We start from the raw sequence: 14598 nt of genomic DNA, 5'->3' as shown, positions 1-14598 counted from the left end.
TTTTTTAATGTAAGAAATATTCGAGCTCATCATCAAGCTTTAAGATGCTTACCGAGCATCCCGCCATTTCAATAGAGGTCATATATTCTCCGACAAATGTTTTTTTAATTTCTGCTTGTTTTTCATTTAAAATCTCGCTGACTTTTCGATTCATGATGTAGAGTTCCATTAACGGAGTCGATCCCTGCCCGTTTATCATAAGGGCAATCCGGCTGTTTTTTATATCCATATGCTTCAGCAGGTTCTGCACCAGCTCTTCTGCAATCTCATCGGCCGGCTTAAGCGTTTTGCGTTCTATTCCCTGCTCTCCGTGAATGCCTGTGCCGATTTCCATTTCATCCTCTTTGAGTTCAAATCCCGGCTTACCGGAAGCCGGAACAATGCTCGGGCTCAGCGAAACCCCCATGGAGAAAACATTATCCGCCGTTTTTTGAGCAAGTTCTGCTATATCCTTCAGGGATTTACCAGATTCAGCAGCAGCTCCCGCAATTTTATGCACAAAAATAGTACCTGCTACGCCGCGGCGGTCTTCTGGATTGGCTATCGCTACATCATCACGGATGATAACCTGTTCTACTTTAATTCCTTCGTCTTTTGCCATGTCAGCTGCCATATCAAAATTCATGACATCACCGCTGTAGTTCTTAACAATAAGCAGGACGCCCACTCCGCCATCTACTGCTTTTATTGCTTCGTACACCTGGTCCGGGGTCGGCGAAGTAAATACTTCCCCGCATACTGCCGCGTCAAGCAGCTTGTGACCGACGTAGCCGGCATGGGCGGGCCTGTGACCGCTTCCGCCGCCGCTCACTAAACCTACTTTTCCTTTTATCGGAGCATTGCTTCGAACGATTACATTTGTATCTGCCAGTCGTTTAATTTCGTTTGGGTGGGCAGCCACCATGCCCTCAAGCATCTCATCAAGGATATCGTCTGTCTGGTTGATTAATTTTTTCATTTCTGCACCCCTTTTTTCGTTAGTAGTCTACTATACCCTTTATATTCTGTTTTCATGTATATTCCCCTGCCTGCCCTATCGTTTTTCTTTCTATAGAAAAAACCAGCCTGCGGCTAATGTTTAAGTAGAAGTTTTCGAATGTTTTAAAACAATGATCATCCAGATAATATTGAGAATCACTACAACCAGCAGACTAATCATAAATAAGGAAAATAGGCTGATAAATACAATGGAAATATTTTCACTCTGAAAATTCCCGCCGACGATCCAAAGGGGCACCATTGCTCCAAGGAAAAACAGCCAGGGAAGCACCTGCGATACAAAAGCTTTTTTTGCGTGTTTAGAAACAAACTCATTACCAACTATCCATACAATGAGAGGCAGAAACACAGGAGCGAAAAAAATACTTATGTATGAAACAGCAGAAATGATTCGATCAGACGACATATGACACCTCATTTTTCATTATACGCCCTATTATCCTTTTTTATGGAAAATAAATCAAATCAAAAAGAGGCCTGCATCTGCAGACCCCTTGTTTATGTTTTTCTTTTGACGAAAAATAATACAGCACCGATCAAAATCCAGACGCCCAGAATGACCCATTCATACGGCCAGATTAAAGCGGCAGGCATGCCGGGGAAATATAATAGTATAAATCCGATGCTCAAAATAATGGCAAGCCATCCTACGACCTGTGCATTTCTAATCCGGAACGGACGTTCAAGCTCCGGCTCCGTTTTACGGAGCTTTAAGAAAGCCATCGAAACAAGCAGATAGCCTCCTACAATTCCCACACCTCCGGCATCTACAATCCAGACCAGAGCTGGACGTCCAAACAAAGGAGCAATAAAAGCCAGAGCGCCTAGAAAAAGAATGGCATGAGTTGGTGTACCGTATTTCGGGTGAATGTAGCCAAACCATGCCGGCACCATTTTACGTTCCGCCATTTTACCAAGAATACGGCTGCCGCCGATGATAAAGGCATTCCAGCTTGTAATAATACCAGCTACCCCGCCCAGAACAAGGACGGTGCCGAAAGCCTGGCTACCAAGCAGGTTTACCATAGCATCTGCGGTGGCAAGCTCCGTGGTGGCAAGCTGATTGGGAGACAGCCCCAGCGTGACACCAAAAACGATTAATAAGTAGAACACAACGGCACTCACAATAGAAGCGATGAGAATTCGTCCAATGCTTTTTCCCGGTGCATTTATTTCAGAAGCCACCTGAGGAATGACATCGAATCCGACAAAAAGAAACGGTACCATTACAAGAACGGCAAACATTCCGACGGCGCCGTCCTGAAAATAAGGCTGAACGTTGCCGTAGTCTCCATTAAAAAGAGCTCCGCCGAGTAATAGAATTCCAGTTCCCGCAATAATTAATGTGAAAATGGATTGAAAGAAAGAAGCCGGTTTTAAACCAAAGTAGTTCAACGCCGTCAGCGCAAGGGCTCCACCAGAACCAATTAATACCCAGGTTATGTAAACATCCCATCCGCTCAACGTCCACAGATAACCCGCATGTTCACTGGGCAGAATATAATCAATAACGGTGGGAAGCGCTACTGCTTCAAATGTAATAACAGAAACATAGCCGAGCAGAATGCCCCAGGCAGCAATAAAAGCCAGCGTCCGGCCAAAAGCCCGTTCGACGAACACAAGCCCTCCTCCTGATTCAGGTAACGCTGCAGACAATTCTGCATAGGTTAAGCCAATCATAATAACGAGCAGCCCGCCTATGAGAAATGCTATCGTACTTCCCAAGGAACCCGCTTCATTAATCCATGTACCGGATAAAACAACCCAGCCCCAGCCAAGCATGGCTCCTAATGCTAAAAACATGACATCTTTTTGTGAAAGTACTTTTTTCTGCAAGATAATTTCCTCCTATTTAATGGACTCAGCCAACTGATCGTACAGCAGCTCCAGTCCCTTTTCAAGCTGATCATCCGTAATAACGATTGGCGAAAAACGGATCACGTTTCCATAGACACCTGCCGACAAAAGCAGAAGACCGGAAGCATTTGCTCCCTTTACAATAGAAGAAGTTCGTTCCGGATCAGGTGTTATACCATCCTCTTTTACGATTTCAAAAGCAGCCATTGCTCCAAGGCGCCGGAATCCTCGGACAAAATGAAATTTCTCCGCCCACTTTTCCGCTGTTTTTTCCACATCCGCCCCGATTTTTTCGGCACGTTCGTTAAGTTTTTCTTCCTTAATAATGTCTATAACCGCAAGTGCTGCTTTGCAGGCTACCGGGTTTCCGCAGTAAGTGCCTCCAAGCTCTCCAGGCGCCGCTGCATCCATTACTTCGCTGCGTCCGACTACTGCGCTTAATGGAAAGCCCGCAGCAAGCGACTTGGATACGGTAATCAAATCCGGTACGACATCAAAGTGCTCAATACCAAACCATTCCCCCGTCCGGGCAAAACCGGCCTGAATTTCATCAGAAATAAACAAAATGCCATGTTCTTTGCACCGGTCTGCTACATGCTGGACAAATGCTTTCGGAGGAATAATAAACCCGCCTTCTCCCTGAACGGGCTCCATTACTACGCAGGCAATGCTTTCCGGGGCAGCCTGGGTCTTGAAGAATAAATCAAATTCATCTTTACTCCACTGAATATAAGCTTCCTCTGTCATGCCCTCCGGCTTTCTGAACATATAGGGATAAGGAGCATGATAGACTTCAGAGGCAAACGGGCCAAAACCAAGCTTGTACGGCTTTACTTTGCTGGTCATTGCCATTGTCATATTTGTACGTCCGTGGAAACCTCTTGTAAATGTAACAACAGCCTGGCGTCCGGTTGCTTTACGGGCAATTTTAACCGCGTTTTCAACCGCTTCTGCTCCACTGTTTAATAAAATCGCTTTTTTATCGAAATCTCCCGGAGTAATGTGGCACAATGCTTCAGCCACTTCAATGTAGCTGTCATACATCATTACGTTAAATCCGGGATGCGTTACCTTTTCCACCTGAGCTACGGCAGCCTCGACTACTTTCGGATGCGAATGTCCGACGTTCATCGTGCCGATAGCTCCGGCAAAATCGATATAGTCGTTTCCATTTGCATCTGTTAGAATGGCACCTCTTCCGGATACAGCCATTGCTCTGTTCCCATTTCCAACGCCTTTTGGCACGTATCGATCTCTTTTTTCCTGCCATGTTTCTGATTGTACTTTTGTCATTCTTTTCACTCCCTGTATTAAGTATTTTCACAATTGTATGATTTATTTGGTATGCTTAATAGAACCAGTTTTAAAATAATAATGGTACCAGTCGAAGGGGAATTTTTTATGTTATCTATACAGCTCACACGCTCTGTAAACAGCGGACCTTTATATAAACAGATTTATCAGGCCCTTAAACAGCAGATCTTGGAAGGCATACTGGCCGAACACGATCAGCTGCCTTCCAAGCGGGAGCTCGCTGACTATCTTCACGTCAGCATGAACAGTGTCATATCGGCCTATCAGCAGCTGATTGCCGAAGGATATGTTTATACAAAAGAGAGACGCGGGTATTTTGTGGAGGCGCTTGATGCGTTTATTGCCGTTCCGGAAGAGGAGATTTTCCCGGAAGAATTAATCGAAAAAAGAAGTCCCGCTTATCTATTTTCCTTTTCGCATATGAATGCAGACGCTTCATTATTTCCATTCCGTGCCTGGCAGCACTGTGAACAGCAGGCACTCCGCCACTACGCAGCCAGCCTGGATAACCTGGAACATCCACAGGGCCAGTGGCTGCTGCGCGAAGAAATTGCAAGAACTATCGGGCGCACCAGGGGCGTACGCTGCCGACCGGAACAGATTGTACTCGGTGCAAGCACGCAGTGGCTGTTCGATCTTCTTGCGATGATCTGTGATAAACATGCTTTATTTGCCGTAGAACATCCCGGCTATCAGCGGATTTACCAGCAGCTTCACGCATCCGGCCGACCAGTGCTGCCCATTACAGTTGACTATAAAGGAATGAGTCCGCAGGAATTGGAAGAATCCGGCGCTTCCATCGCTGTCGTTACTCCGTCCCACCAAATGCCTACGGGCCGCATTATGCCGGTTTCATTCAGCTTTTAAATTGGAGCTATAAAGAGGAAGGCCGTTATATCGTGGAAGATGATTATGACGCGGAATTTAAATACGAAGGCGACCCGATTCCGGCCCTTCACAGCCTGGATGATTTGAAACGGGTTATTTATGTCGGTACCTTCTCCAAATCGCTGCTTCCGGGCCTTCGGCTCAGTTATATGGTACTTCCTCCTGCTCTGCTAGCCGTATATAAACATCAGGCTTCTCATTTAATGCAGACCTCTTCTTCACTGATTCAGCTGGCTCTTTACGTTTTTATTAAAAGCGGTGAGTATCAAAAACATATTAAGCGTATGAGCAAACACTATAAAACGATAAGGGCCGAACTAATTGAAGCTCTTTATGACACATTCGGTTCGTCTATATCGATTACCGGAGAAAAAGCCGGCCTCCATTTTTTAATGGAGATCAATACACCCCGGCCGACCGGTGCTATTTTAGAAAAAGCGAAAGAGCACCGCCTTGAGCTGTACGGTATGGACCGGTTTTGGCTGAAAGAAACGGCTCCTGCAGAAGACAGGCCCGTTATTATTATCGGATTTGCCCGTCTTCGTTCGCAGGACATAGCCTCCGCTGTGTCTCTTCTATATCGTTGCTGTTTTGGCAGGGCCTGAAAGTATTTCGAGTTCAGAAATTTGTTTCTGTCTGCCGAATCCCATACAATAGAAAAATGAACAGATGACAGAGATGTTTCTGAAACAATTCTTTAAAAAGAAAGGACGATTAGCATGGATCATACTCCATTGAAAGACATACCATTTTCTATATTAAATTTATCTCCAGTAAACCAGAATCAAACGATTGCAGAGTCAATGCACAACAGCCTTGACCTCGCTCAGCACGCCGAAAAGTGGGGGTATAACCGGATGTGGCTGGCAGAACACCATAACATCGACGGCATTGCCAGTTCAGCAACTTCCGTTCTTATGGGCTATATTGCCGGAGGCACAAGCACTCTCCGCATCGGGTCCGGAGGCATTATGCTTCCCAACCACGCGCCGCTTGCTATTGCCGAGCAGTTTGGTACATTGGAAACTCTTTACCCGGACCGCATTGACCTCGGCCTTGGCCGCGCCCCGGGCTCAGACCAGCTGACAGCTATGGCGCTCCGTCGCAATGTGAACAGCAGTGATAACTTTCCAGCGCTTCTTGAAGAGCTGCGCAGCTATTTTGAGCCGTATGATGAATTTTCCCGCCGCGTCCGAGCCATTCCCGGAGAGGGGCTTGATATCCCCGTCTGGCTGCTTGGATCAAGCACATTCAGCGCACAGCTTGCCGGTCAGCTGGGTCTCCCATTTGCTTTTGCCGGACATTTCGCACCGGCCAGCATGATGGATGCCCTATCTGTTTACCATCGGGTTTTCACGCCATCCAAAGTACTGGATAAGCCTTACGCGATGGTCGGCGTCAATGTTATTGCCGCAGATACAAATGAAAAAGCGGAGCATGTGGCTTCTTCTCTTTATTTAAAATTTCTCAGCCTGATCCGTAACACACCCGGTCGCACCCAGCCGCCTGTAGATGATATAAATGAGGTATGGAGCGAACGGGAAAAAATGGCTGTTAACGATATGTTGAAAAATACATTCGTTGGCGACAAAGAAACCGTGGCTGCTAAAATGGACGAATTTGTAAAACGTACCGGCGTCCAGGAGTTGATGATTAACAGCGAAGCTTATCATCACGAAGACAGGCTGCGTTCGTTTGAACTTATCGCCGAAGCAAAAAACCACCCAATTTCCGCATCACAGTCCAACTAAAAAAAGACCGGAGAGCATGAGCTCTCCGGCTTTTTTTATTATTAAGAAATCATGTGATAGCGTATATCTATATCCAGCCTTGAATACTTTGGAGTATTTGTTAACAATGAAAAAAACATAAGGGGAGACTCCTGCAGAACAGCCATAGGTGAAGATAAAGAGGTCGTTCTTTTCCTCTTTAGCTGAGGCATGGCCTGCGGAAAGCGACCCTGTATAAATTTTTGTACAAAAACACGTATTTTTCGATTTTTTCAACAGCCTGAAAAGACCGGAGAGCATGAGCTCTCCGGTCTTTCCAGGCTGTCGAGAAAGTTTTCTTTCTCGGCAGTTTTTTTGTGGGCAAGCAGCTGGAATGGTCGTATACTGAAAAGAAAAGGGGCGATCCTAAGATGCTTGGCAAAGCCAAAAACCATCGACGCGATCAAGTGACTGTTTCTGTAGAAGAACTGGTGCCCGCTGATCACTTTCTCCGCACCATTGATACGATGATTGATTTTCAGTTTATTGAAGAAAAACTGGCTGCCTATTATTCGCCGACCATCGGTCGGCCCTCCATTCCACCGATCACGTTGTTTAAAATGATGTTTATCGGCTATTTTTATGGCATTCGTTCGGAACGGCAATTGGAAAAAGAGCTTCAGACCAACGTCGCCTATCGTTGGTTTCTTGGTCTTTCTCTGACGGATCGCATTCCAGATCATTCCACGATCAGCTGGAACCGTCAGACCCGGTTTCTGGATACCACCGTATTTGAAGATATTTTTAATGCCATTGTTCGTCAAGCAGAGGGCCATGGATTGGTGGACGGTCGGATTTTAGTGAGTGACTCCACCCATGTCAAAGCGAATGCCAATAAAAACAAATTTCTACGTAAAGCCAAATCCCCCAAAGTTCCTGCCTATCTAGCAGAACTGGAAGCCGAAGTGCAAGCCGATCGGGAAAAAGAAGGAAAAAAGCGCTCGGACCCCGGAAGGAGAGGAAGCCCGCCGACCCAGCGATGACCCGAATCAGTCGGACTGATCCGGATAGTGGATTCATGATGCGAGATGGCAAACCGCAGGGATTTTTCTACCTCGACCACCGGACGGTGGACGCCAAATATAATATCATTACCGATACCTATATCACGCCCGGTAACGTCCACGATGCGGATCCGTATCTGGACCGACTGGAGGTGCAGCGGGCTACGTTTGATTTCCCGGTAGAGGCGGTGGCGCTCGACGCCGGCTATTTTACAGGCTATTTGTGCAAAAAGCTCGAAGAGCAGGGAATTTATGCGGTGATGGGATACCGTCGCTACGGAAAAAGCCGCCGGTACCTGCCGAAACGGAAGTTTCGATACATCGCGTCCAAAAAAGCCTATGTATGCCCGATGGGCTGTATGTTGACCTACCGCCTTACCGATCGGGAAGGATATTGTCAGTATCGTTCCCGCCCGCAGGACTGTCAGGGCTGTCCGATGCGGGAGACTTGTTTTTCGCCTGCCGCTTCCTCCCGGTTAATTAGCCGACATATATGGGAGGATGGGAAAGACCGGGCGCGAGCAAGAAAACGAACGAAGACAGGAAAAGCCTTGTACCATTTACGCAGCCAGACCATCGAACGGAGCTTTGGCGATGCCAAAGAGCTCCACGGTTTTCGGTACACGCGGTATCGCGGGCACCCGTCTGTCCAAGCGCAGGCCCATCTCACCGCTGCCTGTCAAAACATGAAAAAAATCGCCCTCTATCTCGCCAAACGGTCGGCTTAGAGGACGATTTTTTGCGAAAGAAGTGAAAAAAACGTGGATCGAACGATCCACGGGAAAAAACAACCTTGTTTCTTTCATTTCTCAACAACCTGAAAAGACCGGAGAGCATGAGCTCTCCGGTCTTTCTTTATTATGCTAACGTAATTTCTACTTTCTCAATATCGTTGACTGTCTTATCCAGCCTGCGGCCCTCTATATCTATCTCTTCAAAGGGAGCATTCAGCTTTTGTCCTTTACTCAGTAACGTAAACAGCTCATCGTATGTTCCATTCACCTGTGCTGTTTCGTATATTTTTCCATCATTAAAATGAAAACGAATCATGAAGGTATGCTCCTTTCTCTTTTTTGTTTACGCAGGGAGGCCTGCTGCTCTTTTATCTTCTGAACGATCACTTCATTTGTACTCCGGCTGTCTACACCAATCGATGATACCCTTCCCTGATGATCCCACTGGGTATATACGAAAAAATCAGGAGCGGCTCCAAGTGTTCGTTTCGCCTTCTTTGTCAGTTCTTCATCTAAAATATAGTAGTTCGCAGTCAGCGTCTGTTCTGAATACATTTTCATGCTATGCTGCCTCCCGCTTGTCTTATTGTAAAGAAAAGGAAGAAGAGATAGTCTCTGCTTCCTTTTTTTAATTATGCGTTTTTCTTTTTACGGATAAATAGTGCAGCTGCGCCACCCACAAGGGCTGTTACACTTGCCCATAGTGCTGTCATCCAGCCATCATTGCTTGTTCCGCCCATGCCTGTCTGCGGCATTTCTTCCGGCATCATGTTCTCATCGCCGCCGAACTGGTCCGGGTTCTGGGCAGAAATGGCACCGCCAAGTGCTTCTCCTACGCCGAACATGAACTGGTAACCTTCACGAAAATCAGCGGTAGACGCTTCATAGTCTTCTGCATTGTAATTATCAAACGTGCTCAGTACCTGCGCTTCATGTGTACGAAGTGCTTCCTGTGCAGCTTCTGTTGGAAGATTTTCCTCTGTTGCTGCGCCAAGGAAAGCGCCAAAGTCCTGAGTGAACATATCAATGTGATCAAGTGCCATTGTGCGGGCTTCTTCGTCGCCTTCCAATTCAGCTGCTACGAGCTGTCCCTGCGCGTCAATGTGATCGGGCTGCCATAGTTCTGCAAACTGGCCGCCTGCTTCTTCACCGTAAATAGAGGATATAGCTGCGGTGAAGTCTGCTGTATTCTGGTCTTCTGCCCATGTTACGAAGTCATAATCGTCTGCCTGGTTTACTCCTTTTTCCATACCGTAGGTGGCAAGAGCAAAGTGTTCAGCCGTTAATTTATTTAAATCGGAACGAAGGTCTGCGGCTGGCGTATCGACAGAAGTGTTGTTAAACTCTTCCGGCATCTGCGTTACAATCGCGCCTGACAACGCTTTGCTGATATCAAACATTCTGGAGAATCCTTCTCTGTAGCTTGTGTAGGCTGCTTCATAGTCGCCTTCTACGTAGCTGTCAAATGTGCTTAGGACGTCCATTTCATGGGCACGGATGGCTTCTTCAGCTGCTTCCTGCGGAAGATTATCTTCCGTTGCGCCTGCCAGGAATGTAGAGAACTCTACAACAAATTCTTCTACTTCTTCCTCTGCATCGGCACGGGCTTCTTCATCTCCCGATTTAGCTGCCTCTACGATGTCATCTGTATAATCATTATGCTCCGTGAAAATGCGGTCAAATTCTGCCGCTCCTTCTTCTCCATAAACAGATTCAATTGCCGGCAGCATATCTTTTGAATTTTGGTATAAAGCGTCTTCTGTCTCCTGTGCATCCGGCGCTTCGTCATACGTCTTCTGCATGGTTTCAACAGCAAGTACGAAATGCTCTGACAATAAATAGTCCAGATCGGATCTTAAATCAGATGCCGGTGAAGTTTCCATTGCCGGCTCCATTTCTGTTTCTTCATGGTCGGCCGCCATTGCTGCGGTAGGTAGTAAAAAAGTTACGCTCATTGCGCCTGCTAGAGTTCTTTTCAATTTCATCTTCAATCATCTCCTGGTTAATTTTTTTTATGCTGTTTTCTTATCAGGGTTAACGCAGGCAGATTTCATTTGGATCACTTTCTTTATAAATCTTTTTTTCCGGGGCACTTCATTCCCTGCCGGCAGTATGGTTTTGCATCCTATTTAAGAGAAAGGTTTTATTTAAGAGAAAACCATTTCTGTTTATGCTAAAATGGGAGAAACTTCTTTAAGAGGGGGCGTTATCATGCACGAAGCTATTACAGACAAACAATCCTTTCAGGAAACCATCGCGGCCAGCGAACCGGTAGTGATTCATTTTTCTACAGACTGGTGTCCGGACTGCAGACGCTTTGAAGCGTACTTCCCTGTAGTGGAAGAAAAATTTTCAACCCTGCCTATTTATGAGGTCGATCGCGATAAGCTTTCTGACATTGGCGAGGAATATGAGGTGCGGGGCATTCCAAGTCTTCTCGTATTCAAGGATGGCAAAAAAACGGCTCACCTGCACAGTGCAGATTTAAAATCACCTGAAGACGCAGAGGAATTTCTTTCGAAATACTTTGATTAACGTTAAAAAGCTCCGGATAAAAGGCTTCTGCCTTTTATCCGGAGCTTTTTTACTGCTGTTTTATGGTTTCAAAATAACTTTGATATTGCCATCTTCTTTTTTATCAAAAATGCGGTAGGCTTCCACTGCTTCCGAGAGAGGCATTGGATGGGTAATGATGTCGGTTGGGTCAATCAGCTTATTTTCAACCATCTTATAGAGACTCGGCATCATATGAATAACAGGCGCCTGCCCCATCGTCAGCGCGACGTTACGGGTAAAAAAGTCACCGATTGGAAAGTTATTTGCTTCTGTACCATACACTCCGGTTAATTGTACAACACCGAATTTCTTTACAGCCTGCGATGCTGTAATGATTGGGCTGATGGTACCAAATTGATTGTCTCCGTCTGAACCGAATGTTTCATTGGGCTGAACAGTTCCGTCCATGCCGACACAGTCGATCACGACATCAGCGCCGCCTTTTGTATCTTCATGAAGAAGCTGTCCGATATTATCCATTTCGCTGAAATTATACGTTTCAACATGGTTGGTACGCTTGGCATGCTCCAGACGATGCGGCACCTGATCGACAGCAATGACTCTTGTTGCCCCTTTTAACCAGGCAAACTTCTGTGTCATTAAGCCGATCGGGCCGCAGCCGAGAACGATGACCGTATCACCGTATTTCACGCCGCTGTTTTCCACACTCCAAAAGGCAGTAGGAATGACGTCAGATAAAAACAATACACTTTCATCACTCAATTCGCTGTTTTCCGGCACTTTGAATGAGGTGAAATCCGCATAGGGCACCCTTAGATACTCTGCCTGGCCGCCGGGGAAACTGCCGAAATCTTCAGAGAAGCCGAACAGCCCGCCCATTTCCTGATGAGGATTCGAGTTATCACACTGGCTTTCCATATCATGCGTACAATAATGACATTCACCGCATCCTATATTAAAAGGGATAACGACCCGATCTCCTTTTTTCAGGGTTTTCACATCCGGACCGACCTCTTCTACAATACCCATTGGCTCGTGGCCGATAATATAGTCTTTGGGAGCTGGAATACCACCTTTATATAAATGAAGATCTGATCCGCAGATGCCGGACGCCGTAATTTTTACAATCATATCATCATTTTTTTGAATTTTTGGAGCTTCTACTTCTTTTACTTCCATATGCTCTTTTCCTTGTATCGTTACAGCTTTCATCGTATCTCTCCTTTTAGTTTTTTTACAACCGCATACTCGACGGCCGGTGCTTTTTTTGCTGAAAGATAGTATGTATAAATAGTCCCTTTCCTCTCCCTCTGCAGAAGAAAAGGCTCTATTTTTTAATGCATGGCCAATGCATTATCATTTGATTATGCGTTTCCTTCTTCTTTAGCAAGTCTTACCAGCACACGGGCAAGAGGACGCTTCTCTTCATCATCCGCTACGTTCCACATTTCATGAAGAAGCTTTTCTTCAGGGTTTTTAGGATCATCTTTTTTGTTAAGGTGTTCTGCGACACGTTCTGCGCCTTTAGCCAGCTGCTCTTCGTTCAGGCCGACTTTTTCTCCTTTGTGAATCTGCTTTTTCAAATAATCCTGAAATCCCTGATAGCTTTCCAGAATATCCTGCTTTTTTTCTTCTGATGTTTTCTCAAGCTGCTCGTCTGCGTGCTGTTTTGGATCTGCCATAATAAAATTCCTCCTCTAAAATGATAAATATATAGTATCCAGTGTCTAGTGGGCTCTCGTACGCTTTGTTTCGGCTGTTCTTTTTTATCACCTCCTGTATGTACACTGCTTTGTGAAAAACGGAGGGTAAAAAAAGCCGGAAAGAAGGTAAGTCGTCTTCTTTCCGGCTTTACACGCGGCTCTATTGTCCGGTGATTCATATGCCTCTTATCTTTTTATGTTTTATGCTGGTATTCTATAATGACATGCAATAAGGATGAGTGTTATTTACTTGTCCTCTGCTATCCTGTTTTCCCCCTATTTTGACTTTGAAACATTATTAGAAAGAAAACAGCTTTCTTTTCACTTTATTGTTTAGGAGTATTCATTAAAGGAAAGGGTTTACTATTTACTTACAAGCGAAAGGGAGGAATTTACCGGTGGATACAAAAATGTCGATTTCTTCAACCATGAAAGATAGAACAGTAGAGTATGCTCGAAGAAATCTGCTGTCTGGATTTCTTTTCGGGCTTGGTCTTGTAGCTTTTATAGATGAGATGGTTTTTCATCAGCTTCTTCACTGGCACCATTTTTATGACCTTTCCACTTCGGATGCTGGATTGGTTTCTGATGGTATCTTTCACGCTTTCAGCTGGCTGGCTACAGTCGGGTCACTTTTCATGGTCGCTGACCTGCGCAGGCGCGGGGCCTGGTGGATAAAACGCTGGATCGGCGGTCTTCTTGCAGGCGGCGGACTTTTTAACCTTTACGATGGCCTTGTACAGCACAAAGTAATGGGGCTTCATCAAATACGCTACGGCGTGGACCTGCTGGCTTATGATCTGACGTGGAACATTGGAGCTGTCGTTCTTCTTGCAGCAGGACTTATTATTATTTTTCAGACGAATAAAACGATCAGGCAGAAAGGGACGTCCTGATGCATAATCATCATGCTGCACTGGAATGGTGGCCGCAGCTGCTGTTGGCCGCACCCTTTTTATTTCTTTTTATTTTATATGGGATCCTTTATTTTCTTTCCCTTCAAAAAGGAAAGCCATGGCCCATTCACCGGCTTTTATTATGGAATACCGGACTTGCGCTTTGCCTGATTTCTGTTATCGGACCGCTTGCCCAACAGGCTCATGTTGATTTTACTATCCATATGACCGGACACCTTTTCCTTGGAATGGCCGGACCGCTGCTGCTCGTGCTAGGGGCGCCTATTACCTTGCTGCTTCGCGTTCTTTCTGTATCCCGGGCAAGAAAAGTCTCGGCTTTTTTAAGAAAGCCATTATTACGAGTCCTGACCTACCCTATCCTGCCTGCTCTCTTGAATGTAGGAGGACTCTGGCTTCTCTATACCACCAGCCTCTACAATCTGATGCACGAGTATATGCTGCTCCATGTACTTATTCATCTGCATGTATTTTTTGCAGGATATTTGTTTACAGCTTCTATTATTTATATAGACCCTATTCCCCACCGGGTCAGTTATCTCACCAGGGCTCTGGTACTGACGGGGGCTCTTGCCGGCCACGGCATTTTATCAAAATATCTTTATGCTCACCCCCCAGTCGGCGTTCCGGCTGAACAGGCACAATCCGGAAGCATGCTGATGTACTACGGGGGCGATGCTGTAGATTTAGTCATTATCATTATTCTCTGCAGGCACTGGTATCGTGCAGCTAGACCGCGTACTTTGCATTCCGGGCAGATATCGACAGAAGGATGACCAATATTTTGTATTTTCAGCCGATATTTCGGCTGTTTTTTTATGCATAAATTTCTATTTTCTTAACAAACCCGTGCAGCTTCCTTATTTTCACACGCTTATACGTTGGCACGGCTCTTGCAA

General features: G+C 45.8%; 14 protein-coding genes and 1 pseudogene. 6 read left to right on the top strand and 9 right to left on the bottom strand.

Annotated elements, in window-relative coordinates:
• Positions 1-4 precede the first annotated feature (4 nt).
• The 4 genes from dhaK to gabT form a co-directional block, all read right to left on the bottom strand.
• A complete protein-coding gene (gene dhaK / locus MMY81_RS11455; protein ID WP_252313009.1) occupies positions 5-958 on the bottom strand; it encodes a dihydroxyacetone kinase subunit DhaK in 954 nt (317 codons plus the stop codon).
• 120 nt (positions 959-1078) lie between these two features.
• A complete protein-coding gene (locus tag MMY81_RS11450; RefSeq protein WP_252313008.1) occupies positions 1079-1405 on the bottom strand; it encodes a magnetosome magnetite crystal formation protein family in 327 nt (108 codons plus the stop codon).
• Between the two features lie 92 nt (positions 1406-1497).
• Positions 1498-2835, bottom strand: a complete 1338-nt coding sequence (locus MMY81_RS11445; protein WP_256497888.1) for an APC family permease — start codon at positions 2833-2835, stop codon at positions 1498-1500.
• 12 nt (positions 2836-2847) lie between these two features.
• Complete coding sequence (gene gabT, locus MMY81_RS11440; protein WP_252313007.1) at positions 2848-4149, bottom strand: 4-aminobutyrate--2-oxoglutarate transaminase; 1302 nt, start codon at positions 4147-4149, stop codon at positions 2848-2850.
• A 108-nt stretch (positions 4150-4257) separates the two neighbouring features.
• Between gabT and pdxR the strand changes: the two are divergent.
• The 3 genes and pseudogenes from pdxR (at position 4258) to MMY81_RS11420 (ending at position 8559) form a co-directional block, all read left to right on the top strand.
• Positions 4258-5663, top strand: a pseudogene (gene pdxR / locus MMY81_RS36260) (MocR-like pyridoxine biosynthesis transcription factor PdxR).
• Positions 5664-5777: 114 nt separating this feature from the next.
• Positions 5778-6809, top strand: coding sequence for an LLM class flavin-dependent oxidoreductase (locus MMY81_RS11425; protein WP_252313004.1), 1032 nt, complete (start codon positions 5778-5780; stop codon positions 6807-6809).
• Positions 6810-7198: 389 nt separating this feature from the next.
• Positions 7199-8559 (top strand): IS1182 family transposase gene (locus MMY81_RS11420; RefSeq protein WP_374561697.1). Its coding sequence is split into 2 segments (ribosomal slippage): positions 7199-7777 and positions 7780-8559, totalling 1359 coding nucleotides; the frame shifts between segments, so codons are not numbered across the junction.
• Positions 8560-8689: 130 nt separating this feature from the next.
• Here MMY81_RS11420 and MMY81_RS11415 read toward each other — a convergent pair.
• The 3 genes from MMY81_RS11415 to MMY81_RS11405 all read right to left on the bottom strand — a co-directional run bounded on the left by MMY81_RS11415 (position 8690) and on the right by MMY81_RS11405 (position 10550).
• Positions 8690-8881 carry a hypothetical protein gene (locus tag MMY81_RS11415; RefSeq protein ID WP_252313002.1) on the bottom strand — a complete coding sequence of 64 codons (192 nt, stop codon included), beginning with the start codon at positions 8879-8881 and terminating at the stop codon, positions 8690-8692.
• Positions 8878-9126 carry a hypothetical protein gene (locus MMY81_RS11410; protein WP_252313001.1) on the bottom strand — a complete coding sequence of 83 codons (249 nt, stop codon included), beginning with the start codon at positions 9124-9126 and terminating at the stop codon, positions 8878-8880. The genes MMY81_RS11415 and MMY81_RS11410 overlap by 4 nt, the downstream gene beginning before the upstream one ends.
• Before the next feature lie 71 nt (positions 9127-9197).
• The gene (locus tag MMY81_RS11405) at positions 9198-10550 is read right to left on the bottom strand and encodes a copper amine oxidase (RefSeq protein ID WP_252313000.1); all 1353 of its coding nucleotides are present in this window, start codon (positions 10548-10550) and stop codon (positions 9198-9200) included.
• 226 nt (positions 10551-10776) lie between these two features.
• On the opposite strand from MMY81_RS11405, the gene MMY81_RS11400 reads away from it, so the two are divergent.
• Complete coding sequence (locus MMY81_RS11400; protein ID WP_252312999.1) at positions 10777-11100, top strand: thioredoxin family protein; 324 nt, start codon at positions 10777-10779, stop codon at positions 11098-11100.
• Positions 11101-11160: 60 nt separating this feature from the next.
• Here the strand turns inward: MMY81_RS11400 and MMY81_RS11395 are convergent, their stop codons facing one another.
• Positions 11161-12294 carry an alcohol dehydrogenase catalytic domain-containing protein gene (locus MMY81_RS11395; protein WP_252312998.1) on the bottom strand — a complete coding sequence of 378 codons (1134 nt, stop codon included), beginning with the start codon at positions 12292-12294 and terminating at the stop codon, positions 11161-11163.
• 152 nt (positions 12295-12446) lie between these two features.
• Positions 12447-12764 carry a DUF3243 family protein gene (locus MMY81_RS11390; RefSeq protein WP_252312997.1) on the bottom strand — a complete coding sequence of 106 codons (318 nt, stop codon included), beginning with the start codon at positions 12762-12764 and terminating at the stop codon, positions 12447-12449.
• 431 nt (positions 12765-13195) lie between these two features.
• On the opposite strand from MMY81_RS11390, the gene MMY81_RS11385 reads away from it, so the two are divergent.
• Together MMY81_RS11385 and MMY81_RS11380 are read left to right on the top strand one after the other, a co-directional pair.
• Positions 13196-13681, top strand: a complete 486-nt coding sequence (locus MMY81_RS11385) for a DUF2243 domain-containing protein (protein WP_252313129.1) — start codon at positions 13196-13198, stop codon at positions 13679-13681.
• Positions 13681-14475: a cytochrome c oxidase assembly protein gene (locus MMY81_RS11380; protein WP_252312996.1), complete on the top strand. Its 795-nt coding sequence runs from the start codon at positions 13681-13683 to the stop codon at positions 14473-14475. Before MMY81_RS11385 ends, MMY81_RS11380 begins: the two co-directional genes overlap by 1 nt.
• Positions 14476-14598 lie beyond the last annotated feature (123 nt).

The organism is Sinobaca sp. H24, from assembly GCF_023845525.1.
This window is presented reverse-complemented; position numbering and strand designations above follow the sequence as displayed.